A 24,602-nucleotide genomic window follows, 5' to 3' on the forward strand; every position below is an offset into this window, starting at 1 on the left:
ACGGAAGGAACGGGTAACGCATGTCGGGCCGGTGGATCGCACTAGCGCTCATAGCCCTGTCGGCGGTCGAAACGGCTAACGCGCAGGGCACCGACCCGATCCCGCGCTGCGGCGGACATTTCCAGACCTGCGGCTACGCAGACAAGGCAAGCGGCACGCTCCTGATATCGGAGCAGTTCGAAGTCGCGCGCCCGTTCAGCGAGGGCCTGGCCGCGGTCCGCGTCAACGGGCTCTACGGCTATGTCGACAAGAGCGGCAAGCAGGTCATCGCCCCGCGCTTCATCAATGCCGGGCCATTCCTTGGCGACTATGCCGAGGTCCGCGTGCAAGGCGCTTCCGGCATCATCGATCGTAGCGGCCGGCTGGTGGTGGCCGCCAGATTCAGGCGCATCATCCCGTTCAGCGGGGATAGTTTCATCGCCGAGCCCCTGCAGCCCGGCGAGAAGCAGACTCCGGATCAGGATATGCAGCTGGATAGCTTCGACGATATCGTTCCAATGCCCTGGCTCGGTTCAGCCGGCCTCTATCATCTCCGCAAGGGGTGGCTGACCGAGCAGAACCTGGCGTTTCAGCATTTCGACAGGACACAGCGAGGACTGATCTGGGCGGCGCGGAAGACCGGGCGTTATGACGAGATCTGGGGCCTGCTGCAGGCGGATGGAGCGTGGCGGGTCAGCCCGCGATATGGACATGTCCAGGCGCTGGCGGACACGCGAGCGGTCGTGCGATCGGCGCCGGATCCGAATTTGCCACCAGAGGCCCGCCAGGCCGCAATCCTTTCCGGCGCAGTGGACCGCGATGGGAAACTCGCCGTGCCGCTCAAGTTCCAGTTTCTCAGCTATTGGCGCGCTGGCTATGGCCTTGCCCGGGAAGGCAAGCCCTATGATGCGAGAGGCAAGCCGCAGGCCAGCGGCACGGGTCTCGTCCGCGGCGATGGCAGCCTGCTTGGCCAACGCTATTTTGACGAAGTCGATTTGCGCGAGGATGGCCATCTGCCACGCGTACGCATCGGCAAGGATTGGCACAGCATCACGCCCGACGGGCGCCTCGTGCCGGACCAGCTGGAGGGCAGTCCGCTCGTCACCTGCCCCGGCGGTGTCAGTATCATCAACCGGGGCGAGGCGGTCGAGTTTCGCCGAAGCGACGGCGCCTCGATCGGCCACTTCGACAACGGCTGGTATCGCCAAAAGGACTGCGGCGCACCCATCGCGGCGAAGCAAGGAAGTCGGTGGTTTGTCGTCCTCGAAGACGGCACCATCCTCGGCGGCCCGGACGGGTTCGACAACCTATATGGATTCATCGGCCAGCACGGTGCCGTGCAGCTCGGCGGCAAATGGGGCGTCATCGATCGGTCCGGCGCCTTCACGGTGAGACCGCGCTACGATACCCTGCAACCGCGTGGACCGGATATCTACACCGCTTCCCAAGCCGGCAAGAACACCTGGATCGACTCCTCGGGAAAAGAGATCGAACAGCCCAAGGCGACATTGGCGCAGCGCGCACAACGCCTCATCTGTCCCGGGGGCTTGCGGTTCGTGGAGAAAGACGGCCTTTGGGGGCTGGAGGACGAGACCGGTCGCAGCGTCATTTCTCCACGGTTCCGAGCGCTTTCCTGCTTCGCCCAAGGCGTCTCGTGGACCGCTGCGCCGGGCGCTAGCGGGTGGTGCCCTATCGGCCCGGACGGCGCGCGCCTGGCGCATCTGGCCTGTCGGAAAAGCGTCTATCCGCATGGCATCACCCATCATACACCCGAGCAGTTCAGCACAGATCCATTCGAAAACAGCGTGCTGTGGACGCGTGCGTTGCAAGCCTATCATTCTGGCAAGCGGGCCGAGCCGCCCAAATGGATTCCGACTTTCGGGAACGGCGGTACGTACAGCACGAGCCCGGCTCCTATGCTCGGAGATCCGGTCCCAGGAACCTAAGCCGCCGCGTCCGGCTTCGACCTGAACTTGAATGCAGTGGCGGTGACGTTTGTCCTCGTGATGGCCGGCTGTGCAAGCGCCCGGCGGCTGACTGTGTGGCGGAAGGACGCCTGCCTCAGGTAAGGACGCCTTTTGCGAACCGAAATGCCACGCCGACGCTCGGGCGAAGCCCCAAAGCGCAGCCCGACCGCAAGCCACCCATGGCCGCCCTGCTCTGACCCACGCCCACCCCATTCCTTCCGCGCCCTTCCGCTTCCGGCAGCGGATCGTCACCCGGCAGGGCCGAGATCCCGCGCAGCGGGAGCTCGGGCGGCGCGCAGCGCCGCTAGAGCCGCGGTGCCCGCGTAGCGGGCAGCCGCCCTCCCCGACAAAGCCATCGCGACCGGCCCGCCCAGCGGACAGAGAGGCTGTCGATCCAATTTACCGTGGAGAAGTGCTGGACGACAGCGGAGGCTTCTAAGGGCCACCGCCCGTATCAGCCCTTAGTGTATGTTTCCGGGTAGTTTCCGGTGGTCGATCCGCTATCGTGGCATTTGGCCGGGGTGGGGAACCTACTTGGCCACCGGGCGGGCTGTTTGATCCCTCTTCGCCCGCCCGGTACCGCTCCTGGGAGTGAACGGAACCACACACGGCTTTGAGAATTCTGCCGCGAAGCTTGTCGACCGCTTCACTCGTGCCATTGCTGGGGGTTCAGTGACTAAGACGATTTTGCTCTTGCTCGTTGAAGACGAGCCGATGATCCTCGTGAACGCTGAAGATGCGCTGGTTAGCGGGGGCTATACCGTGGTGACTGCGCTGAACGGACAAGAGGCGATGGCTCGCCTCGCAGAGCAATCTGAGGAATTCGCCGGGTTGATCACCGACGTGCGGCTGGGCCGCGATATGGACGGCTGGGAGGTCGCGCGAAAGGCCCGCGAAATGAATGGCCGGATGGCTGTCGTCTACATGACCGGTGACAGCGCGGCTGACTGGGCGGCTCAAGGCGTACCTAAGAGCCTCATTCTACAGAAGCCGTTCGCCGACGCACAACTCGTGACTGCAATCTCCACCTTGCTCACGGAAGTCGATAGCACGCCTATCGGATGATGCGGCAGATCGACGTGCGATCTTGATCGAAATTGTCGACTGCAAACCGGGCTTCCTCCACAATCCATGCTAGAGCGCAGGGCAGACGGAGCGTCCGACGATGGAAACCGATATCGCGTACTGGGCTCGGAGAGCCGAAGAAGAACGGTCGCGCGCGGAGGGCGCAAGCGATACGGCGGGGCAACGAATTCACAGCGAGTTTGCACAAGCGTATGAGCGCAAGGTGCAAGCGCTCAGCGCAACCTCGCCCGTGCTTGAGGGGTCTGCCTCGGCAGTTAGTTGACCTCTTTTCGGGATCGCGTCCGGCCGGTTCGTGATAGACCCATTTTAGCGAGTTGCCGGTCAATGCCTTCGCCAGAACGCGAAAGCGCCGCCACCATTTCTGGCAGCGACGCTCCGACATGAAGCAAAGCCCTGAGCTGCTCTGCCTCCTCGTCCGTCCAGGGTAGGCCTCGACGGTTTGCGATCATTTGTTGAGGTAGGCGCGGACCTTATCGGCGCTGTTGCCGACCGCGCTCACAGCCTCGCGGAGACGTTCTTCCGAGACGCCAAGGCTCTCCGTCCAATCACGAATTTCAAAGTCTTCTGAGAGACTGATGCGGTCGCGATCGGGAGAGCCGGTGTCGTTCCTGTTGTCAGCCATTTGCGTCCTCCTGGCTGACCTAACGCACTCGATTCACGAGAGTTTCAGCTCGTTATGGACGCCCGCGTGACAAACGTGCTGTCGGGCGGTTACCCCCGGCTGCCTAGCCTGAACGAACGGCAGCTTCCGGGCATCTGGGAAAGGCGGCGAATGACTTAGATTAGGGCGCATAGCTGTCTGACAGCTTACGCCGAAAGCGGTCCGCCCGCCTTTGGGCCGTTTGCCGACTGGCCGCTTCCAGGCATTCCGACCGCGAAAGCAGCCATAAAGCCTCGAGGTCCTTGCATCAGCGCGGTCCGGGTCGCCCATTCTTCGTTGATCAGACATTGCCCGCCTAAAGCCGCAGCTCCATCGCGAGGCACAACCGCCGTTGCCGGATCCTCTTTGCCGTTCACCGGACCACGCTTTGAGGTTGATGCCTTTCAACTCTCCATAAGCTCGCACGCCGCAGTTGTCGACGTCGACATTTTTTTGTTGACCGGTCGGTGGGTCGCCTTACGTACGACGCGAGGACTGCCCGTTCGAAGCCAGTCCACGGTTGGAGAGAACTATGGCCAAGGTCATCATACAGGCAGTTGGTGATCGACTTCGGAGATGCTCCGCGCTCGGCCTGGCCTTCACCAGCCTGACCTGCGGCACCGCGCTCGCCCAACCCGCGACCGACCGCCCCGTGCTCGACTGGACGTTCGATTCGAACGCGAATGGCGACATGGCCGGGCCCTCCTTCAAGACCCAGTTCCCGCAACCCGATTTCGTGCCGGGCGTAACGGGGCAGGCATGGCGCAGCGACGGTTTTTCGAGCTCGGTCTTTGCGCCGCTGCGGCTGTCCCCGGACCACGGTTTCACGGTCCAGGCCTGGGTGGCTCTCGAAAGCTACCCTGCGGGCTATGAGAAGCCGGTCGACGAGCAGATTCCCGGCTCGCTAATCCAGCAGGCCGGCAAGGACGCCGGATTCGACATTTTCGTTGACGCCTATGGCCGGTGGGGGGTGCGCATCTCGACGGCGTCCGGAACGCTGCGGATCACGGCGCGCGAGCCTTTCCCGCTCTACAAATGGGCAAATGTCGCCGCGACGTTCGATCCGGCCACGGGCGCGGCAAGACTCTATCTGGATGGCGCACCGGTCGGCGAAAAATCCGGCAAGCCGTCAAGCTGGAAGCCTGCGGCAAGCGACTTCCGGATCGCGGCGAGCTGGCGCGGGGCGCCGCTGGGCGTGTTCAACATCAATGGCATTAACGCCGCCTATGACGATGTGCGGGTTTTCGACCGTGCGCACGAGGCCGCCGAGATCGCGGCGGCGACGAAGAACGTCGCCCCGCCCGATGCGCAGGAATCGCTGATCGTGCCGACGACGCGTTTTGCCGCCGACCTGCAGCGGCCTGTCTATCACGGTATGCCACCGGCGAACTGGACCAACGAGCCGCACGGGCTCGTCCTGCGCGGGAGTACCTGGCACCTCTTCTATCAGCGTACGCCCAACGGCCCCTACAAGACGATGATGACCTGGGGCCATCTGCGCAGCGAAGACCTAGTCCACTGGACTAGCCTGCCGATCGCCTTGCGTCCTGAGCTCCAGAAGGACGATTTCGGCTTTGACATGAAGGGGATTTGGTCGGGCGACGTGGTGACCGGCCCTGGCGGCTTCGCCTATGCCTTCTACACCAGCGTCAACCACAGCGCGACCTTCTACAATCCCGGCATCTCGCTGGCGATCAGCGACGATCCCGGCCTGCTCAACTGGAAGAAAGTGGGGCCGCTCGTCGACCGCACGGGCGTCGACGATTTCCGGGACCCCTATGTCTGGTTCGAAAAAGGCGAGACGCGCATGATCGTCGGTGCCGCGCTCGGCGGCTCGGGCGGGCTCGCTTATTATCGGTGCGCCAATCTGGCGAGCCGGAGCTGCTGGAAGCGGCAGCCGGACTTCGCTCCCTTCCGACAGATGGATATCGGCTCCGAGATCTGGGAGATGCCGGTCTTCGCCGCGATCGGTGGCGGCAAGTACATCCTCGAGGTCAACCCCATCGGCGGGAAGGTCAGCAAATACGGAGATCCGTCGACGCGCGGCGTCTACTGGATCGGGACCTGGGACGGCGCCACCTTCAGGCCGGATTCGCTGCAGGCGAAGATGCTCGACCTGCTGCCCGGACATCTGAGCCCGACGGTCGCGCGCGATGCGAGCGGCCAGCTCGTCGGCATCGGCATCGTAGACGAGCGGCGCACGCCCGAAGCGCAGTTGCGCGCCGGCTGGGCCCATACCTTCGGCCTACCGCGCGTGTGGCGGCTACTGTCGGACGGCAAGACGCTCGGCCAGTCGCCGCTGCCTGCGCTGACGAAGCTCCGGCTGCCCGACGGCGCGATCCAGCGCAGGATTGAGGGCGTCGGCCAGCTTCCCGTCGGCGATCTCGGCCAGGCCGTGGAGATCACGGCCCGGTTCGACCCGCCGCTCGCCCAGGGCACCTACGGCCTCGACATCGCCACGTCACCCGACGGTAGCGAGACGACCCGGCTATATTATGACGCCGAGCGCAAGGAGATGGTGCTCGACAAGCAGCACTCGACGCTCGGCAAGGACGGCGAAGGTCCGCAATTGCTGCGTGGCGCCTATGACGAAGCCGCCTTCGGCCGGCCGCGCGACTTCCGCGTGTTCATCGATCATTCGGTCGTCGAGGTGTTCGTCAACGACGCCGCCGCCTTCTCCTTCCGGATCTATCCAACCCGCGCCGACAGCACGCGCTTCGCCATAAGGTCGAGCAGCCGGGTCGGTGCAGAGGTTCAGGCGTGGCGCCTGGCGGCCGCGCCGATCCGGTAGCTCAGGCGGAGCCGCGCTCGACGAGCGGGCACGGGAGCCGTTCGACCAGCGGCTGGTCGTCGGTGCCGCCAAGCATCGCGAACAGCTTGTCTGCCGCACGGACGCCGATATCGTAATAGGGCAGCGCGATCGTCGTCAGCGGCGGGACGACTCTTTCGGAGATGATCCGGAAGTCGTCGAAGCCTATGATCGCGACGTCCTCAGGCACCCTCAGCTTCAGGTGCGCCGCCGCGAAAAGGCACTGCATCGCGATCTCGTCATTGCCGGCGAGCAGGATTGTCGGCCGATCTCCCGCTGGGCCGGAAAGGATATCTGCGGCGACGGCGAAGGCGCAGGTTTCCTCGGCGTCGAGCGCCCCCCGGATGCCGGGCTGGACCCAGTCGGGGCGAATGGGGAGCCCGGCCTCGCCCATCGCCTTCTCGAACCCCTGGCCGCGTAGATTGGCCGCGAGGATGAGCGGATTGAGCGTGACATAGGCGATCCGCTCGTGTCCCTTGTCGATCGCATGGCGGGCTGCGGAATAGCCGCCCTGAAAGTCGTCGGGCACGATCGCCGCGACGTCGTCGCGGCCCGACGCGAAGCAATTTACCAGCACCGTCGGGATATTGTGCGCGGCCGGATCGAAGTCGACCTCGTGATGGTACATGGTTGCGAACATGACACCGTCGATCCGGTGCTCCTGGAAGGTCCGCCAGATGCGTGCCTCAGCCTCCTTGGTGCCCGAGGTGTTGGCGATGAGCAGGCTCTGGCTCGCGCGCGACACACTGTCCTGGATCCCGCGAATGATCTCGACCGAGTTCGGCGTTGTCGAAACCACGTCGGTGATCAGCCCCACCACACCAGACCGGTTCGTCCTGACCATGCGCGCGGCAAGATTGGGGATATAGTTGAGCCGTGCGATAGCCTCCTCGACGCGTACGCGGGTCTTCTGACTGATATTCGGCTCGCCATTGACCACACGCGACACCGTGCGGTCCGAGACACCGGCGAGTTCAGCTACGTCCTTGATCGTCTGCAAACCGATGCTCCGCTGCGAGCGGCCCCTGCCGCCCCCTGCTGTATTGTGCAGCACAAAGGTCGCAATTGCACTTTCTTTGTCGACGTCGACAATTTCAATTGACGACGTCGACAATCTCATGCTCTACCAGCCGCACTGAACCGACAGACAGCGGAAAAACCGCACATACGGGAGGGGAGAGAGAGATGATGAAGGCTACTGCGCGGCTTGCGACTCTATTGACGGTGACGGTGTCACCCCTGGCACTCGCCGCTCCGTCCATCGCCCATGCCCAGGAGACGGCCCCCGCGTCGCAGAATCCGGACGGCACCAGCCATCAGGATCAAAGCGCCGATACGAAGACGCAAGACGAGATCGTCGTCACCGGCGTGGTGCGCGCGACACGCAAGCTCGACACGACCTTCACCATCGACACGCTCAATCGCGACGACATTCAGCGCCTGGCCCCGATCAGCACGGCCGACCTGCTGAACAACATCCCCGGCTTCTTCGCCGAAGGCAGCACCGCCGGCGAGCGCAGCAACAATGTCACTGTGCGCGGCCTGCCCAGCAGCGGCTATCGCTACGCCCCGCAGCTCGTCGACGGTATGCCCGTATTCCAGGATTCGGACGTGCCCTTCGCCAATAGCGACGTCTTCTTCTCGGCGGATCTGATGACCGACCGAGTGGAGGCGATCAAGGGCGGCCCTGGCGGCACCTTGTACTCGAACGGCCTGGGCGGCGTCGTCAACTTCGTCACCAAGACCGGCCGCGACCATTTCGAGGGCGGCTACAAGCTGGAGCTGGCCACCTACGGCTTCATCCGCAACGACCTCTTCCTCTCCGGCCCGATCACCAAGAATCTCCATTTCGCGGTGGGCGGCTTCTATCGCACCTCGAACGGCCTGCGCGATACCGGTTATACCGCTGATCGCGGCGGCCAGATTCGTGGCAATCTGACCTATAATAGCGACGACGGCACGACCAATGTCGGTCTCTTCGCAACCGTGCTGAACGACCGGACCGCCGTGTACAACAACCTGCCGATCCAGGTTCCGGGCTTCAGCAATCCGGGCACGGCCGACGATCCGATCAAGATCGATTCGAAGACGGTCCGGCCGATCGGCATCAATTTCCAGAACGGCACCCTGCTCTCGCCGTCCAACCGCTATGTCACCCAGATCGACAATAGCGGCCGCATCACCACGGCAGATCTGGCCGACGGGATCCATCCGAACTTCGTCACGCTTGGCGCGAAATTCTCCAAGGAACTCGATTCCGGCTGGCGGTTCGATTTCGAGGCCAACTATGTCGACGGCACGAGCGGATTCAATGCGCTCTTCGCCGGCAACGACGCGGCCACGGCCGAATCCTTCCTCGCCAATCGCTGGGTCGGCGACGTGCTTCAGCCCGCCTTCGATGCGAACTGGCAGCAGTCCGAAGGGACACCGAACAATTCGCCCTTCTACAACCGAAATATCCTCGCGACCTATTTCAACGCGGCGAGCCCGACCGATTTCAACAACAACTACAAGAACCCGATCCTCGCCGCCGGGTTCGGCAATTTCGACCAGATCCGCGCTCTCTACGGCGCCAACCAGACGATCGCGGGGCCGGGCGGCTATATCGGGGCGTTCAACGTCCGCGACGGCAAGCCCATCCCCGCCGGCAGCTTCCTGAGCTTCGAGATCCCGTGGATCGTGAAGTCGAAGCTGACCAGCGCGACGCAGAACCTAAAGATCCAGAAGGACTTCGACCTGTTCGGGTCGCATCATCTGACCTTCGGCGCCTATCACAGCACCAACAGCGACAATTACGACTTTCAGGCAGCGCTGACTATCTCGACGCTGGCGTCACCGAGCGAGCTGGTGAACCTCTACATCATCGACGCCGCGGGCAATAAGGTCGGCCCATCGCTTTCGCTGAACGGCAGCTTCCTTCCCGGTTTCTACGGCAACGCCGTGGACGGCGACGCCGAGAACTTTGCCGGCTATGTCCTCGACCATTGGGAGCTGTTCAACAACCGGCTGCGGATCGATGCGGGATTCCGCTGGGAGACCGAACGTCTCAACGTCAGGTTTCGGAACCGGAACTGCTGCACCTCCTTCATCCCCGGCAACGCACCGAACGGTAACCGCGCCTTCACCCAGGTCCAGACGCTCGGCGATCCCCAATATCTCAACGACCGCTACTATGGCCATGGCTGGTCGGTCGGCGCCAATTTCGCGGTCAAGCGCAACCTCGCTGTCTATGCGCTCGCGTCGCAATCCTTCCGCCTGCCCAGCCTGAACGACGGCATCGCCTTTGCGCAAAGCGCGCCCTTGGCGGATCCGGTCGAGAAAATCACGCAGTTCGAAGGCGGCGTGCGATTCCAGTCGCGCTTCATCGATGCATCGGCGACCGGTTTCTACAACAAGTTCACGCCGCGGACCCTGATCAACACCTATCAGGACATCCATTCCTCCTTGTGCACGGCCGGCGGGACCACGGCGACCACCGCCACTATAACGTCATGCCCAAACATTTCCGAAGCCTATGCCTATGGCACCACCAATTACGGTGCCGAGCTCGAGGTCGTGGTCCGACCGCCCTTCGTCCCGGGCTTCGACATCAAGGCGAACGTCACGCTCCAGGATCCCAAGGTCAACGGCTCGGGCTACACCGTCGTCAATCAGGTCGGCAACAGCTACGAGTATCGGACGATCAGCCAGGACGGCCGGCGCGAGGGCCGCCAAGCGACCACGACGCTCAACATCCAGCCGCGCTGGGATCTAAAGCCGCTGACTTCGCTGCCGGTGAAGCTGTACGGGCAATATGAGTATCGCTCGGCGCGCTACTCGAACTCGCAGGACATCAATGTCACGCTATATCCGTCCTATTACGTGATCAATGTCGGCGCGCTGGTCGACCTCACACGAAACCTCTCGGTCCAGGTGCACGTCGCCAACCTAACGAACCAACTGTCGTTCACCGAGGGCGATCCCCTGTTCTTCGACTTGAAGGCGCCGGACGGCGTCAGCAATCGCGGCGTTGCACGGCCCCTGTTCGGCCGGACCGGCCGCCTGACGATCAATTACCGATTTTGACAGAGGTGCCGACGCTCGTGGCGCGCTCGACGAGCGCCGGCCGTTCCCCCTGGAAGACGTGGTATCCGCATCCGACGGCTTCCCTCGCCGCATACCCGCGATCTAGCTTCGGGTGCGCGCAGAATTTTGGTAGTTGAGGCGATGTCGAAGGATCTGTTTGCAGCACTGGAAGCCGGCGGCACCAAAATGATCTGTGCCGTCGCCAATGCCGATGGCGAATTTCTCGCACAGGTGCGAATCGGCACCACGACCCCCGACCAGGTGTTCGATGCGATCGCGGCTTTTTATCGTGCCCAGCGCGAGGAGCACGGCCCGATCCGCGCGGGCGGCATCGCCAGCTTCGGGCCGCTCGACCTCGATCCCGCTTCCGCCTCGCATGGCCATCTGACGCGCACGCCAAAGCCGGGCTGGTCGTCGGTCGACATGTTGGGCCGGTTCGCCGACATCGTCGGCGCGCCAAGCCGCATCGATACCGACGTCAATTGCGCCGCGATGGCGGAGGCGACGCACGGGGCGGGCCAGGGGCTCGACCGGCTCTGCTACATGACGGTGGGAACCGGCATCGGAGTCGGCCTCTTCGAACGCGGTGCCCTCCACGCCCCGGTCGCGCATGCCGAGGTCGGCCATATCCGGGTTTCGAGGGCACCCGGCGACGACTTCGCAGGCATATGCCCGCGTCACCAGGACTGTGTCGAAGGCCTCGCCTGCGGCCCGGCGATGAAGGCGCGCTGGGGCCGTTCCGCCGAGGATCTGCCCGCGGATCACCCTGCCTGGGATTATGCGGCGCATTACATCGCCGCGATCTGCGTCAACCTGACCTATATCGCCCGGCCGCAACGCATCATCCTGGGCGGCGGCGTCCTGGAGCATGGAGCCCTGTACCCGGCGGTCCGGCGTCAGTTCGGCGCGTTGACGGCCGACTACGCGCTCGACCGCCACAGCGCCGATGTCGAGACCTTCATCTGCCCTCCCGTGCTGCAGGACCCCGGCCTTGTCGGCGCCATCGAACTGGCGCGCGCAACCGTTACAGGGGATCTCCAGGGTGCCTGACTGGCACGCCCGTATCGCGGCCTTGGCGCTCTGCACGGTGCTGTGGTCGTGCGGACCCGCACGAAAGGCGGAGCGGCGGACCGATCTCGTCCTGTGGAAGAACCAGGCCGGCCTCGACGAGGAGGAAGCGACCAGGGAGATGGTCGCCCGCTTCAATGCGTCGCAGTCGAAATGGCGTGTCGTTGCGCAATCGCTGCCGCAGGGCGGCTATGACCAGTCGATCGTCGCTGCTTCGCTGGCGGACCGGATGCCCTGCATCGTCGCGGTCGATAGCCCGATGGTCGCGAGCTATGCATGGGCGGGCCATGTGCGCCCGCTCGACGGCTATGTCGCACCCGCAAACCTGGACCAGGTCAGCCGCGCCGCGGTCGGCCGCTATGCGGGCAAGGTCTATGCCGTCGGCCAGTTCGACGCCGCGTTGGCGATCTTCACCAGGAAATCGATCCTTGCCGAGACCCGCACCCGCGTCCCGACGCTCGAGCGGCCCTGGACGCTTCAGGAGTTCCAGACCTTCCTCGAGCGGTTGAAGGCGAGCGGACGGTATCGCTACCCGCTCGATCTCGCCACGCGCGACGACAAGGCGAGCTGGTGGACCTATGCCTTCAGCCCGATGCTGCAGAGCTTCGGCGGCGACCTCATCGACCGCCGCTCGATGCGAAGCGCCGAAGGCGCGCTGAACGGGGCCGCGGCGCAGCGTTTCGGCAGCTGGTTCCAGGCGCTGTTCGCAAAAGGGCTTGTGAACCGCAAGGAGCCGGACGAGAGCGCGTTCGTCAAAGGCCGCGCCGCCGTGGTCTATACCGGCGGTTGGTGGGCGCCGGACTATCGCCGATATGCGGGCGACGATCTCGCCATCCTGCCCCCGCCCGACTTCGGTACCGGCGTGGTGATCGGCGGCGGCTCTTGGCAATGGGCGATCAGCAAGCATTGCGCCCATCCGGAAGGCGCGGGCAGCTTCATCAACTTCATACTGCAGCCAAGCGAAGTGGCGGCGATGAGCGACCGCACCGGCAACGTCCCGGTCACCGCGGCCGGCGCCGCCCGGTCGCGCGACTTCAATCCGGACGGAAAGAGCCGGATCTTCTACGAACTGATGGAGCGTTTCGCGAGGGGACGCCCGGCAACGCCGGCCTTCTCGGTCGTCTCGAACGCCTTCACCTTCGCGACGCGCGACATCATGGACGGCAAGGACGTGGCGGACGCGCTCGACGATGCGGTCGACGATATCGACGGCACGATCGCGGACAATCCCGGCCTCGCCTCGGCAGGCGGCGAATGAGCGCCGCCTCGCTCCCGCAAAGCGCGCGCCGTCGGCGGTTGTTGCCGTTCCTGTTCGGCGCCCCAGCCCTGCTTGGACTGGCCGTGTTTCTGGTGCTGCCCTTCCTGATGGCGCTGGGGCTCACCTTCACCGACCAGCGGCTGGTCTCCCCCGAGCCGGGATCGATCGTCGGCCTGCGCAATTACGAGCGGCTCCTATCGGTCAGCTACATCGTGCAAACGCCGCAATCCGACGCCGGCGGAAGGCCGACCTATGCCAGGCTGCGCGCGATAACGCGGACCGACCCGGCCTATCGCGGCTATCGCCCGCTCACCCAGTTCCACGTCGGCCAGAATCGGGTGACGATCCTTGCCAAGGATCCCGCCTTCCTCCTGGCACTCGGAAACACCTTCCTGTTCGCCCTTCTGGTCGTGCCCCTGCAATGCGCAATGGCGCTGGCGCTGGCGCTGCTGGTCAATGCAGGCCTCAAGGGCCAGACGATCTTCCGCGCGATCTATTTCTCGCCGGTAGTCATGTCGATGGTGATCGTCTCGGTCGTCTGGGCCTTTCTGTTCGACAAGGATCTGGGGCTGTTCAACCAGGCGCTGGGCGCAATCAGTTTCGGGCTGATCAAGCCGATCGACTGGCTGGGCAATCCCACCACCGCGATGCCGGCGGTCGTCATCATGTCGGCATGGCAGGGGGCGGGGTTCCAGATGCTGATCCTGCTGGCCGGACTGCAGGGAATATCACAGGAGCTGTACGATGCGGCGCGGATCGACGGCGCAAACCCCTGGCAGCGGTTCCGCTACATTACTCTGCCAAGCCTGCGCCACACGATCGCCTTCGTGCTCATCGTGACCACGATCGCCGCGCTCGGCCTGTTCACCCAGGTGGACGTGATGACCGGCGGCGGGCCGCGCGGCTCGACTTCCACGGTGATGTTCGAGGCGGTCCAGCGCGGCGTGCGCGAGGAGAATATCTCCTACGGAGCGACCATTTCGGTCGTCTATTTCTTGCTGATCACGCTGGTGATCCTGCTCCAGCAGGTGCTCGGGCGCCGGCGCGCCAAGGTGATCTCGTGACCCCCAGCCAGCGCAAATCGGTGCCGCTGCGGTTCGCGCTCTACGCGCTGATGGCCGCGCTCGCCCTGGTGTTCCTGTTCCCGTTTCTTTTCATGGTCGCGTCGTCGTTCAAGTCCAACGACGCAATCTTCGCGGATCTCGAATCGATCCGGGCGCTGTTGCCGGTCGGCACGCTTACGGCCGACAATTATGTCCATGCCTTCGCGCGCGGCAATATCGGCCATTACCTGTTCAATTCGGTGCTGGTGACCGTGATCACGGTCGGGCTCGGGCTGATCGTCAACAGCATGGCCGCCTTCGCCCTGGCGCGCATGGAATGGCGCGGCAAGCAGGCGGTCCTGACACTGCTGGTGATCCTCCTGATCGTGCCGTTCGAGGCGATCAGCGTGCCCTTGATGCTCCTCGTGTCGAAGCTGCCTGGCCTTGCGTTCGACGGCGGCGCGCTCGTCTGGACGCGTTCCTGGCTCGACACGCTCTATGTGCAGATCATCCCGTTCATCGCGAACGCCTTCTCGATCTTCCTGTTCTACCAGTTCTTCCGCGACATACCGAAGGACTTCGACGAAGCCGCATATATCGACGGCGCGACGCCGTTCCAGGTCTACCGCCATGTGATTGTGCCGTCGTCGCTTCCCGTGTTCGCGACGGTCACGATCCTCCAGGCGCTGGCGATGTGGAACCAGTATCTCTGGCCGCTGATCACCGTTCCGGGCGAGTCTGCGCGACCCTTGATGGTCGGCATGCAGCAGTTCTTCGGTGCACGCAAAACCGCCTGGGGCGAGGTCATGGCCTATGCCGCGCTGATCACGGTGCCGGTGCTGATCGCCTTCATATTCTTCCAACGCTGGTTCGTGCGCAGCGTCGTCGGCAGCGGGGTCAAGGGATGAGAGAAGAACAATGCCCGCAACCGTAGAATTACGCGACGTGCGCAAGAGCTATGGCGCCTCCGACATCATCAAGGGCGTCAGCCTCACGGTCGCGCCCGGCGAGTTCGTCGTGTTCGTCGGCCCGTCGGGGTGCGGCAAGTCGACCTTGCTCCGGATGATCGCCGGCCTGGAGGAGATCACGTCCGGCGAAGTGCTGTTCGACGGCAATATCGTCAACGACCTTGACCCGGCGCGGAGGCGCGTCGGCATGGTGTTCCAATCCTACGCGCTCTATCCGCACATGACGGTCGAGCAAAATATCGGCTTCGGGCTGAAGCTCGCGAAGAAGCCCGCGGCAGAGCTCAAGGCGCGGGTCGAGGAAGCGTTGCGCGTGCTCCAGCTCACCGCGCTTCGCCATAACAAGCCGAGCCAGCTTTCGGGCGGACAGCGCCAGCGCGTCGCCATCGGCCGGGCGATCGTGCGCAAGCCCAACGTGTTTCTGTTCGACGAGCCGCTTTCCAACCTCGACGCCTCGCTGCGCGGCCAGATGCGGATGGAAATCGGGAAGCTGCATCAGACGCTCAAGAACACGGTGATCTACGTCACGCACGACCAGGTCGAGGCAATGACGCTGGCCGACCGCATCGTAGTCTTCGAAGGCGGCTATATCCGGCAGGTCGGGACGCCGATGGAACTCTACGAGCGCCCAGCGAACCGCTTCGTGGCGGGCTTTATCGGGACCCCAACCATGGGCTTCCTCGAAACCGTAGCCGCTCATGGCGGTGTCGACGGACTCGCTTTGTCGCTCGCCGCCGGGCAGCCGCCGATCGTCACCCTTCCTGTCTCCGGGCCGCTCCCGAGTGGAACCCCGGTCACCCTCGGTCTTCGGCCCGAACATTGCCGCATCAGCGATCCGGATACCGCCGCGCTGGTCGGCACCGTCCTGATGCTCGAGCGCCTCGGCGCCGATACCTTCGCCTTTGTCGACTTGCCCGGCACCGCCACGCCGCTTGCCGTGAGGCTCGGCGCCCAGGAGCGCGGCGTCTCTCCCGGCCAGCGGGTCGGTTTCGATTTCGATCCGGCATCGGCGCATGTGTTCGATGCCGAAGGCAACAGCCTCTCCAGCACCGCCTGCTGACCAATCTCTTTCCTCCTGCCGCAAGATGGATCTCATGCTGACACAGCCAAACCCCGAAGGCGAAATGGACGACGCGATCGGCACCGAGCCCTTTCGCCCGCAATATCACTTCACGCCCCGGCGCAACTGGGTGAACGACCCCAACGGCCTCGTCTATTTCGAGGGCGAATATCATCTGTTCTACCAATATAATCCCCACGGCATGGATTGGGGCCATATGAGCTGGGGCCATGCGGTCAGCGCGGACCTGGTCAGCTGGCGCGAACTGCCCGTCGCCATCCCGGAAACCGACCAGATGATCTTCTCGGGAAGCGTGGTGGTAGACTGGGAAAATGTCTCCGGCCTGGGCGAGGGCAAAGCTCCGCCGCTGCTGGCTTTCTTCACGGCTTTTGACGAAGCGCGCTCGATCCAATCGCAGCATCTCGCGGTCAGCCATGACCGCGGTCGCACCTTCGTCCATTATGCCGGCAATCCGATCATCGATCTCGACCTCGCCGATTTCCGTGATCCGAAGGTCTTCTATCATGCGGAAAGCGGCGCCTGGATCATGCTCGTGGCGCTCGCGCGCGATCACTATATCCAATTCTATCGCTCGCAGAATCTGCTCGACTGGACGCTAGCGGGCAGCTTCGGCCCGATGGGTTCGACGAGCGGCCAATGGGAGTGCCCCGACCTTATTCGCCTTTCCATGGACGAAGATCCGGCAAATGCTCATTGGGTTCTGAAAGTCGATGTCGACGTCGGGCTCGTCGATGGCGGTTCAGGGGCGCAATATTTCGTCGGGCAGTTTGACGGACATCGCTTCACGATGGATCCTGAGCTTAGCGGCCTGTCCGGGGCACTTGTCGACCAGGGACCGGATTTTTACGCCGCGGTGACGTGGTCCGATCTCCCGGCGGAACAGGCGAGCCCGGTCTGGATCGGATGGCAGTCCAATCATCAGTCGGGCAAGGCCTACCCGACCTATCCGTGGCGGGGCGCGATGTCGCTGCCCCGGGAACTCTACCTGTTTCCGGAAGGCGAAAAGCTGAAGCTCGGGCAGCGCCCGCTAAAGGCCCTTACGGGCCTGCGCAGCGCCGAGAGGCGCGGAGTAACCGGCTCCCTCGCGGCAGCCGCCTCGCAGGTCTCGTTCGCGCGCGAGAAATCCTTCTGGCAGGACATCAGCCTCGGCGGTGACGCTGGAACAACAGGAACCGTGTCCCTGAGCGACGGACACGAAACGCTGCTTACCATCACTGTCGCTTTCGGCGGCGAACAAATCTCGTTCGAACGTCATGCGTCCGCGTTCGGTCCGGTGGATTTCTTCGAGCGGAAGACGACCACCCGGTTGCCATTGCCCGCCCGGATCGACCTGCAGATCCTTGTTGACGGCTCGCTGGTCGAAATCTTCGTCAATGGCGGCCGCCGCGTATATTCGGCGTCGCTCTTCGCGAGCGACGGCATGTCAACGAGCATCGAGTGCCTGACAGGAACGCTGCGCGTAGAGCGGGACGATCTCGCGTTGATGCAGCGTTCGATCGACTTCAGCCCATAGAAGTAAGACGACGGAAGCGTGCGCACGCGGCAGGCAATCAGGAGGCGACCGGGATATGATCAATCGCCGCAGTCGGTGGTGTGACAGCCGGCTGAATGGCGTCCGCAAGCCTTGCGCGATTCATGAGGGGCAAGAATAGCCACATCCGGATGGTCGAAATGATCAGACCGGCACTGTCGGAGTCGGCGACGCGACCATCCCGCTTAACCGCCGTTAGATTCGCGGGCAAATGGCGGCATTGGGCGGGTTGCGGACCTTCGGCTCTCGGCAACCACGTCTCGAAAGCAGATGTTTTTTTCGAAGTCTTTGCAACAAAAGGCCCATCCGGTGACATCCGTCGGGGGCTTCGCAATCCCCAACTGAAGACATCGGTTCCTCTCGGTAAACATGCTCGACACCCGGCGCTGTAGTGAAAGGCCAAAAGTGGGACTTTGCAACCATCGAAAAGGATGGTTCAACGGCGATCCTTGTCGGGGGCCGACATCAGGCGGTTGTCTGCCGGCATTGCGGAACGACAGTAAGGTGAGCGGCAGCTTTCAGGTGATCCACTCACGAAAGCCGTTGTAGCCGGGCAAAGATGGCGCATGTCGGCTTCCGACCAGGTTACGACGTTCCCTTCTTTCGTCTTGAACGTCTGAATCAAATGAAAGCGGCCGCTCGCGATGCAGCCTTCCCTTGCGATCGACCGCAAGGGAACCTTAGTCTTCCACATCAAGCGAGATAGATACGTCCTTCCAACTCTCGGCGTTGTCGCGCACCCGGTCAAACCATCATCAGATCATGGCTTCCATTCCCATCGCCTTCAGGACACTGTTCTGAATCGGCGCTACCGCATCGTTGATTTGCTGCACGCCGAAATCGAGGCCGTCGGGCATTACCACCGTTCGAAGGGGACGCCGTTCCGTCGTTGCGACCAGCTTGGCGATCGCGTCAGCTACTAGTTGCGGGCGCGGCGGGTTGGCAGGATCGAATTGCTCATCGGAATGGGCCTTAATCTGACCGGGGATCGCTGCAACCTCCCCATAAGCCTCCAACACCACTGCGTCGGAAGGCTGCGGACTGGATGCGATCAGGTTGCTAGGGAACGGACCAGGCTCCACAATGACAGAATCGATACCGAAGCTGCCAAGTTCGTAGCGATAGGTTTCGGCCAACGCCTCCAGCGCGAACTTGCTGGCGGCATAGACACCGAAGAACGGGATTGTGAATCGGCCCATCAGGGACGTGACCTGCACAAGCAGCCCGCTTCCGGCGGCCCGCATATGGGGAAGGACGGCACGGTTGGTGCGGACCGCACCGAAGACGTTGACAGCGAACAAGCGCTCCACATCTGTCGCCGTATAGGCCTCCGTTACCCCGATCGGCATCAAGCCCGCGTTGTTGACCAGTACGTCGATGCGGCCATAATCCGCGACCACCCTGTCGACGGCCGCTTCGACCGAAGCGTCGTTGGCCACGTCCATTTCAAGGACCTGCAACGAGTTTCCGTCTTTCCTCGCCATCTCGATGAGTTCCGCACGAACCGGACTGTTGCGCCTGTCGACGTCACGCATGGTCGCGATCACGGTGTGCCCCTGCCGTGCAAGTTCCAGGACGGTGAGCTTTCCAAACCCGCTGCTCGCGCCTGTTACGACCACAATTTTACTGCTCATATCAAAATCCCGTTTTGCCTGAATGACTCGCTGAATAGACAGACCTGTCTGTTTATTCAAGAGCCAAGATAGACCGGTCTGTCCATTTTCTGCTTCCGCGCTATATTGACAGGATGAAAGCCATGAATCTGCACCAAACGACTGATCTAGACCGCCAGCCACTCGCCGCCCTCCCGCCCCGCGAGCGCATCCGGAGGACGGCATCCGACCTGTTCCATCGGCGAAGCATTCATACAGTTGGAATCGACCGCATCATCGCCGAGAGCGGGGTCGCCAAGATGACCTTTTACAAGCACTTCCCGTCAAAGGCGTGCCTCATCACCGACTATCTGCGCAGTCAGGCCGCCGCCTGGATGTACATGTTGGTCAGCGCGACCGAGCGGCCGGGCTTGACCCCTCTCGAGCGTATCCTGGCGATCTTTGATGCACTCAATGCGTCGTTTCAGGAGCGGCCGTTCCGCGGGTGCCCCTTCGTAAAGGGGCTGGCCGAATTCGGCCCCGACGGGGATACGCCCCAGATACAGGCGATGATCAATACGTATTTCGAAGATCTGGACAGGTTGATCACCGGCCTCATCGAGCCTTTGAACCTCGCCGATTCGCGTCAGGCGGTGCTACAGATACTGTCGCTGATCCAAGGTGCGATCGTGATGGCGCAAGCGACCTACGGCGAAGGCGTTGGCAGCGCCAGTCGCGACGCAGCACGCGTTTTGCTAGAGTCGCAGGGCGCGTGATCAACGGATTCTTGTCTCGCACGCCAAGAAAGCGCGGCGCGACCGCAATTGAAGTCCCAGCGACATCTCCCATTCTGCTATTTCGCGCACGATCCTAGTAAGAGCGGACTGCAATTAGATGTCTGGTTTGGACTCTAGCGATCGATACATTTGCACGACGTCCTTGCTGGTATGGCCAAGCGTGTATTCGCCAATCCCCAACGACGCTAGAAAGCCATCACCAAAAGCCTCGAGCCGCTTGAGAGAAAGATCCCGCAGTTTGGGCGATCTCTCCTTGACGGCCCTGTCGAGCGCTTTGCGCAATTCCGGAGCGGTCAACTCAGTGCAATAGGCCGGTGTCCCCGGTTGCTGCCGCCACGATTCCTCTAGCGGACCTGCATCGATGCCATCGAAACCAAGATCGTCAATGAGGCCGATCACCCTATTCTTCGCCTCGGTATCATCGCCATAAACAGACATGGCAATGCGTCCGGGTGTGCCCGCTGGCTGGCCCTCATGCGCCTGGGTGTAGGCCAGCAGGTTATTGAACGCTTTGATAATGGGCCTGCCAATCTGCCGCTCCACCCAGAGGCTCTCCACCATGCCACCCTCGATCGCCGGAATGGTCTGGTCGCGCGCGGGGAAGTAGTTGGAGGTATCGATCAGAATTGCGTCGCTCGGCAATGCGTCGAACAGGCCATTCGGCAGCGACGGGATAGCGTTGAGCGGAATGGTAATCACAACCGCATCGAGGTCGGCCACAACATCCACCAATGCCACTGGCGTGCCGGCGATCTCCGCCGCAAGTTTGTCGCGCGTAGCGACATCGAAATCGTTGGCGATACGTAGGGTATGTCCCGCGGCGGACCATTTTCGGGCAAGATTGGCGCCGATCAAGCCAGTTCCGATAATTCCTATCTTCATGGTCCTTTTCCCTATGTCCGAAGTTAGATCAGACGGCCGTCTGCCCGCCATCGACAGGAACGACCGCGCCTGTCATGTACGAGGAAGCGTCAGAGGCGAGGAACAGCATCGCTTGCGCTATCTCTTCGGGCTTGCCCACGCGACCGGCGGGTATCAGGCTGACGGTCTTGTTCACCGCCTCAGGGTCGCGTGCCAGGTGCTCTAGGTAGATCGGCGTTTCGATCCCGCCGGGGCAAATGACGTTGGCGCGCACGCCCTTACTCGCATATTCCGCGGCAACGACGCGGGTCGCGGCGATGATGGCCCCTTTGGTCGCGGAATAGACTGTTAGCCCAGGCATGCCGACTAGCGCCGTCGCCGACGAGATGTTGACGATGACGCCGCCGCCGACCACCAGATGCGGCAGGGCATGTTTCATGGTAAGCAGTAGCCCGCGGACATTGACCGCAATCACGCGATCGATGTTCTCTTCGTCTGCATCCTCGACCGACCCTTGCGGTCCCGTGATCCCGGCCACATTGCACAGGATGTCGAGTTGGCCAAACTCGGCGATCGCCCTCTCGACCATCGACTGCACCTCGGCGCCGCTACTGACATCGGCTCGGCAGAACGCCACGCCGTCGCCAAGTTCGGCCGCCAGTTCGGCCTCCTTCCCGCTCACATCTGCCAGCAGGATGCGGGCGCCCTCCTTGTGAAAGAGCCGCGCTGCGGCCGCAGCGATGCCGGAGCCGGCGCCGGTAATGATGGCAACCTTGCCGCTTAGAATTCCAACCATATTCAAGCCTCCTTGATGTTATCACCCATCTGGCAACTTCTGGACGCTCGGGGGGCTCGCGCGTCCAGCCACGTTCAGATGTCTTGCAGCCGCTCAGGCACGGCGCGGCGCGGTCACTTCGCGATTGCGGGCGACCGTTTGCTCGTGGGTCAGCGCGGTTTCTTCTTCCATGAAGCTCTTGATCAGCGCGTCGCGATCCATTGAAGCACGGGCCTTGTCCGCTGCGGAAAGCGCATCGCGCAGTTCAGGCAGCGTAAGCTCGGTGCAATAGGCCGGGGTGCCCGGTTGTTGCTGCCACGAGTCGGCCAGCACGCCTGCATCGAGAGCATCGAAGCCGGTTTCGTTGACAAGGCCGGAGGCTATGGCTTTGGTCCGGGCGTCATCGCCTGCGACAGGCACTGCGATCCTGCCGCTTGTTTGTTCTACCGAGCCGCCGTTTGCCAAGGTTTCGGCGAGCACCGCGTTGAACGCCTTGACGACGGGCCGACCAATCTGCTCGCTTGACCACACACTCTCAGGCTTGCCGTTGTCGATCTCAGCAATATTGCCGTCGCGGAAAGGATAATAGTTGCCGGTGTCGATCACTACTACATCGTCCGGAACGCCTGCGAAATGCGATGCAACGTTCGATATCTCAGCGAAAGGAATGGAGAGGATGATAACCTCCACGTCCTTGACCGCTTCGCGCGCATGAACCGCTGTCGCACCGATCTGCTCTGCCTTGCCGCGGATCTTCTCAGGGCTATCCGCCCCCGCCAGCTTGACCGCATGTCCGGCCGCCGCCAACTTGCGGGCGATAGTGCCGCCGATGTTTCCCGCGCCGATAATACCAATATTCATGTTCGCTTCCTTTCCTGTGCCTGTGATGATGATCACCGCGTCAGTCGCGGGTCGATGCCATATTGTGGCGGAGCCCCAAGATGGTCGCGCAGGGTGGCGCCCTCATAACCCCGGTGAAAAAGGCCGCGCTCCTGTAGCAGCGGCACGACCCCATCTACGAAGGCATCTACCCCATCCTCGTAGATGTCGGGCGATACCCAGAAGCCATCGACCGCCCCGGCATCGAACCAGGCCTGCATGTGGTCCGCAGCCTCAATAGCGGGGCCGGCAATAACGGGATGGTAGTCGATAACGCCGTGAGCGAGCACGTCACGCACGGTCCATCCTTCGCGCGCAATCCTAAGCGCGTTTGCCGAGCGAGGATCACCCGACCAGGGACGGGCGACAGCAAGTTGTTCCGGCGACAACGGTGCATCGAGATTGGCGGGATCGATCCGCAAACCGAGCATCTGGCCCAGATAGGCCGCGCGCTGTGGAAAAATGCGACCGCTCAAGGAAATCCGCCGATCGAGCGCCTGACGACGATCCGGGGCGATCGTGGTCATAAGGCCAGCGAAGAATTTAAGTTCGTCCGGGTCCCGACCTGCACGTTCCGCCGCGCCCCGGAACGCGGCGCGCTGTGCATGGGCATCGTCGATAGTGAATGCCGCGCCGATCACCGCATTGGCGTAGCGGCCGGCAAGCTCATACGCATTGGGGCTGCCGCCGGCGTGAAAAACGACGGGCTGACCCTGTTCGGAAGGCGGGATGTAGAGAGGGCCGCGCGACGCAACGTAGGTGCCGCCAAGATTGATCGGCGCGATCCCCTCGGCGTCCGCGAACCGCCCGACTGTCTGGTCGTGCACCCAAGCGTCTTGACCCCAACTGCCCCACAAGGATTGCACGAGCTGGATCGTCTCATGCGCGCGGCCGTAGCGATCGGCGCTGGACGGCAGGCGTGCGCCATAGTTAGCAGCGACATCCTCACCGCTCGAGGTGACAGCATTCCATCCCGTACGGCCATGGCTCAGAATGTCGAGCGCCTTGAATTGCCGTGCGAGATTGAACGGTTCGTTGAAGGTGGTGGAGCCGGTCGCGACCAGTCCGATCCGTCTCGTCTCGCGAGCGACTGCGGCAAGCGTGACCATGACATCCAGATTGAAGTTTGGGGGTTCGTTCGCGATGTCACCGACATGCGTGGGGCCGTCGGGCAGAAACAAGAATTGCAGTTTTCCGCGCTCGGCGGCCTGCGCGTAGCGGACTTTCGCATTGAAATCCGTATAGCTGCGGGGATCGACCGAAGGCTCACGCCAGGCACCTGGCACGTTGCCGTAACCGTTCCCCAGATGCATGCCGATCATCATTTGCTTGGCCATGGCACCATCGTTTGCTGACGGTGTTGGGGCTGTTCTATTGCCGGCAACACACTATATGGAGAATATCTCCGTTTCATAATTTGCAGATACGGAGAGCATCTCCGATATTCAAGAGGTAGGGAAAAATATGTCCAACTCGCCGGTCAGGGGAGCCTCAAGACGAGATGCACAGCATAACCGCGCCCACATTCTCGACGTGGCGAGAGCCGCGTTCGATCGCGATGGTATCGATGTATCCATGGATGCCATCGCCAAGATGGCGGGGTTTGGCGCCGGCACTCTTTATCGCAATTTTGAGAACAAAGACGCCCTGTTGGCCGCCCTGTTGGACCGTCACTACGAGGGGTTGGAAGAACGCCGCCTCGAAATCGAAGCTGCAGAGGAGGATGAGGCGCGAGCGCTGGAGCGCTGGATCGAGGCGCTCGGCGACTGGATGCTTGCCTATGAAGGCTTACCGGAACCCCTGCGGGCAGCGTGCCGAAGCGAGTCCCCGCTGACCCGGACATGTCAGGCGGTGATTGCAACGACTGAACGGCTTCTCAAAGCGGCGCAGAGAAAAGGTCTCGCGCGTACTCATGTAACCGGACGCGATCTGTTCCTCGGTGCCCTTGCGATCGCTTGGGCGGGTGGTGATAGGACAGCTGGCGAAGATACCACAAAAGTGCTTCGAACTGTTCTCAAGTCAGGTTGGCAAGAGAGCGCTGCCTTCGTAGGCTCAGCGGGATGAAATTGCGAATGACGAGTTTACCCCATCACAAGGCTTTAAAAAGGCGGAATGTAGGGAAACCCGTTTGTCGTCACAAATGCGCGGGTATCAGGTCGTTTGCGCCATGGCAGGTTTCGGCCATGTAGCTGGCCTATCGACATAT

General features: G+C 62.7%; 19 protein-coding genes. 12 read left to right on the forward strand and 7 right to left on the reverse strand.

Going from position 1 to position 24,602, the window contains the following annotated elements; translation table 11 throughout:
* Positions 1 to 20: 20 nt before the first annotated feature.
* Complete coding sequence (locus O3305_RS06780) at positions 21 to 1,925, forward strand: WG repeat-containing protein (RefSeq protein WP_269575710.1); 1,905 nt, start codon at positions 21 to 23, stop codon at positions 1,923 to 1,925.
* Between the two features lie 693 nt (positions 1,926 to 2,618).
* On the forward strand, positions 2,619 to 3,011 hold the full coding sequence (locus tag O3305_RS06785; RefSeq protein WP_269575711.1) for a response regulator: 393 nt from the start codon (positions 2,619 to 2,621) through the stop codon (positions 3,009 to 3,011).
* Positions 3,012 to 3,477: 466 nt separating this feature from the next.
* Here O3305_RS06785 and O3305_RS06790 read toward each other — a convergent pair whose 3' ends face one another.
* On the reverse strand, positions 3,478 to 3,654 hold the full coding sequence (locus O3305_RS06790; protein WP_269575712.1) for a DUF3606 domain-containing protein: 177 nt from the start codon (positions 3,652 to 3,654) through the stop codon (positions 3,478 to 3,480).
* Positions 3,655 to 4,204: 550 nt separating this feature from the next.
* Here O3305_RS06790 and O3305_RS06795 point away from each other — a divergent pair.
* Complete coding sequence (locus tag O3305_RS06795; RefSeq protein WP_269575713.1) at positions 4,205 to 6,463, forward strand: LamG-like jellyroll fold domain-containing protein; 2,259 nt, start codon at positions 4,205 to 4,207, stop codon at positions 6,461 to 6,463.
* A gap of 1 nt (position 6,464) precedes the next feature.
* On the opposite strand, the gene O3305_RS06800 is transcribed toward O3305_RS06795, so the two are convergent.
* Positions 6,465 to 7,595 (reverse strand): LacI family DNA-binding transcriptional regulator, encoded by a 1,131-nt coding sequence (locus tag O3305_RS06800; protein ID WP_269575714.1) that lies wholly within the window; start codon positions 7,593 to 7,595, stop codon positions 6,465 to 6,467.
* Positions 7,596 to 7,666: 71 nt separating this feature from the next.
* Between O3305_RS06800 and O3305_RS06805 the strand changes: the two genes are divergently transcribed.
* The 7 genes from O3305_RS06805 to O3305_RS06835 all read left to right on the forward strand — a co-directional run bounded on the left by O3305_RS06805 (position 7,667) and on the right by O3305_RS06835 (position 17,474).
* A complete protein-coding gene (locus O3305_RS06805) occupies positions 7,667 to 10,546 on the forward strand; it encodes a TonB-dependent receptor (RefSeq protein WP_269575715.1) in 2,880 nt (959 codons plus the stop codon).
* A 141-nt stretch (positions 10,547 to 10,687) separates the two neighbouring features.
* The gene (locus O3305_RS06810; protein ID WP_269575716.1) at positions 10,688 to 11,596 is read left to right on the forward strand and encodes an ROK family protein; all 909 of its coding nucleotides are present in this window, start codon (positions 10,688 to 10,690) and stop codon (positions 11,594 to 11,596) included.
* A complete protein-coding gene (locus tag O3305_RS06815; protein ID WP_269575717.1) occupies positions 11,589 to 12,872 on the forward strand; it encodes an extracellular solute-binding protein in 1,284 nt (427 codons plus the stop codon). The genes O3305_RS06810 and O3305_RS06815 overlap by 8 nt, the downstream gene beginning before the upstream one ends.
* Positions 12,869 to 13,936 (forward strand): carbohydrate ABC transporter permease, encoded by a 1,068-nt coding sequence (locus O3305_RS06820; protein WP_269575718.1) that lies wholly within the window; start codon positions 12,869 to 12,871, stop codon positions 13,934 to 13,936. Before O3305_RS06815 ends, O3305_RS06820 begins: the two co-directional genes overlap by 4 nt.
* Positions 13,933 to 14,823 carry a carbohydrate ABC transporter permease gene (locus O3305_RS06825; protein WP_269575719.1) on the forward strand — a complete coding sequence of 297 codons (891 nt, stop codon included), beginning with the start codon at positions 13,933 to 13,935 and terminating at the stop codon, positions 14,821 to 14,823. The genes O3305_RS06820 and O3305_RS06825 overlap by 4 nt, the downstream gene beginning before the upstream one ends.
* Positions 14,824 to 14,833: 10 nt before the next feature.
* The gene (locus O3305_RS06830) at positions 14,834 to 15,940 is read left to right on the forward strand and encodes an ABC transporter ATP-binding protein (protein ID WP_269575720.1); all 1,107 of its coding nucleotides are present in this window, start codon (positions 14,834 to 14,836) and stop codon (positions 15,938 to 15,940) included.
* A 25-nt stretch (positions 15,941 to 15,965) separates the two neighbouring features.
* On the forward strand, positions 15,966 to 17,474 hold the full coding sequence (locus O3305_RS06835) for a glycoside hydrolase family 32 protein (protein WP_269575721.1): 1,509 nt from the start codon (positions 15,966 to 15,968) through the stop codon (positions 17,472 to 17,474).
* Positions 17,475 to 18,247: 773 nt separating this feature from the next.
* Here the strand turns inward: O3305_RS06835 and O3305_RS06840 are convergent.
* The gene (locus O3305_RS06840; protein ID WP_269575722.1) at positions 18,248 to 19,126 is read right to left on the reverse strand and encodes an SDR family oxidoreductase; all 879 of its coding nucleotides are present in this window, start codon (positions 19,124 to 19,126) and stop codon (positions 18,248 to 18,250) included.
* 113 nt (positions 19,127 to 19,239) lie between these two features.
* On the opposite strand from O3305_RS06840, the gene O3305_RS06845 reads away from it, so the two are divergent.
* A complete protein-coding gene (locus O3305_RS06845; protein WP_269575723.1) occupies positions 19,240 to 19,860 on the forward strand; it encodes a TetR/AcrR family transcriptional regulator in 621 nt (206 codons plus the stop codon).
* A gap of 114 nt (positions 19,861 to 19,974) precedes the next feature.
* On the opposite strand, the gene O3305_RS06850 is transcribed toward O3305_RS06845, so the two are convergent.
* The 4 genes from O3305_RS06850 to O3305_RS06865 form a co-directional block, all read right to left on the reverse strand.
* Positions 19,975 to 20,763, reverse strand: coding sequence for an NADPH-dependent F420 reductase (locus O3305_RS06850; protein ID WP_269575724.1), 789 nt, complete (start codon positions 20,761 to 20,763; stop codon positions 19,975 to 19,977).
* Positions 20,764 to 20,791: 28 nt separating this feature from the next.
* Complete coding sequence (locus O3305_RS06855) at positions 20,792 to 21,538, reverse strand: SDR family NAD(P)-dependent oxidoreductase (protein WP_269575725.1); 747 nt, start codon at positions 21,536 to 21,538, stop codon at positions 20,792 to 20,794.
* A 93-nt stretch (positions 21,539 to 21,631) separates the two neighbouring features.
* Positions 21,632 to 22,414 (reverse strand): NADPH-dependent F420 reductase, encoded by a 783-nt coding sequence (locus O3305_RS06860; protein ID WP_269575726.1) that lies wholly within the window; start codon positions 22,412 to 22,414, stop codon positions 21,632 to 21,634.
* On the reverse strand, positions 22,411 to 23,733 hold the full coding sequence (locus O3305_RS06865) for an NtaA/DmoA family FMN-dependent monooxygenase (RefSeq protein WP_269575727.1): 1,323 nt from the start codon (positions 23,731 to 23,733) through the stop codon (positions 22,411 to 22,413). The genes O3305_RS06860 and O3305_RS06865 overlap by 4 nt, the downstream gene beginning before the upstream one ends.
* Before the next feature lie 238 nt (positions 23,734 to 23,971).
* Here O3305_RS06865 and O3305_RS06870 point away from each other — a divergent pair, with 238 nt between their 5' ends.
* Positions 23,972 to 24,460 (forward strand): TetR/AcrR family transcriptional regulator, encoded by a 489-nt coding sequence (locus tag O3305_RS06870; RefSeq protein WP_269575728.1) that lies wholly within the window; start codon positions 23,972 to 23,974, stop codon positions 24,458 to 24,460.
* The last annotated feature ends 142 nt before the right edge of the window (positions 24,461 to 24,602 follow it).

The organism is Sphingomonas sp. NIBR02145, from assembly GCF_027359115.1.
In the GTDB taxonomy this organism is placed as follows: Bacteria; Pseudomonadota; Alphaproteobacteria; order Sphingomonadales; family Sphingomonadaceae; genus Sphingomonas; species Sphingomonas kyeonggiensis_A.

Excerpts from the sequence above, each read along its gene's own strand:
- O3305_RS06780 (WP_269575710.1), top strand. The coding sequence starts at position 21 with ATGTCGGGCCGGTGGATCGCACTAGCGCTCATAGCCCTGTCGGCGGTC.
- O3305_RS06790 (WP_269575712.1), bottom strand. The coding sequence starts at position 3,654 with ATGGCTGACAACAGGAACGACACCGGCTCTCCCGATCGCGACCGCATC.
- O3305_RS06795 (WP_269575713.1), top strand. The coding sequence starts at position 4,205 with ATGGCCAAGGTCATCATACAGGCAGTTGGTGATCGACTTCGGAGATGC.
- O3305_RS06805 (WP_269575715.1), top strand. The coding sequence starts at position 7,667 with ATGATGAAGGCTACTGCGCGGCTTGCGACTCTATTGACGGTGACGGTG.
- O3305_RS06810 (WP_269575716.1), top strand. The coding sequence starts at position 10,688 with ATGTCGAAGGATCTGTTTGCAGCACTGGAAGCCGGCGGCACCAAAATG.
- O3305_RS06820 (WP_269575718.1), top strand. The coding sequence starts at position 12,869 with ATGAGCGCCGCCTCGCTCCCGCAAAGCGCGCGCCGTCGGCGGTTGTTG.
- O3305_RS06830 (WP_269575720.1), top strand. The coding sequence starts at position 14,834 with ATGCCCGCAACCGTAGAATTACGCGACGTGCGCAAGAGCTATGGCGCC.
- O3305_RS06835 (WP_269575721.1), top strand. The coding sequence starts at position 15,966 with ATGGATCTCATGCTGACACAGCCAAACCCCGAAGGCGAAATGGACGAC.
- O3305_RS06840 (WP_269575722.1), bottom strand. The coding sequence starts at position 19,126 with ATGAGCAGTAAAATTGTGGTCGTAACAGGCGCGAGCAGCGGGTTTGGA.
- O3305_RS06845 (WP_269575723.1), top strand. The coding sequence starts at position 19,240 with ATGAAAGCCATGAATCTGCACCAAACGACTGATCTAGACCGCCAGCCA.
- O3305_RS06850 (WP_269575724.1), bottom strand. The coding sequence starts at position 20,763 with ATGAAGATAGGAATTATCGGAACTGGCTTGATCGGCGCCAATCTTGCC.
- O3305_RS06855 (WP_269575725.1), bottom strand. The coding sequence starts at position 21,538 with ATGGTTGGAATTCTAAGCGGCAAGGTTGCCATCATTACCGGCGCCGGC.
- O3305_RS06865 (WP_269575727.1), bottom strand. The coding sequence starts at position 23,733 with ATGGCCAAGCAAATGATGATCGGCATGCATCTGGGGAACGGTTACGGC.
- O3305_RS06870 (WP_269575728.1), top strand. The coding sequence starts at position 23,972 with ATGGATGCCATCGCCAAGATGGCGGGGTTTGGCGCCGGCACTCTTTAT.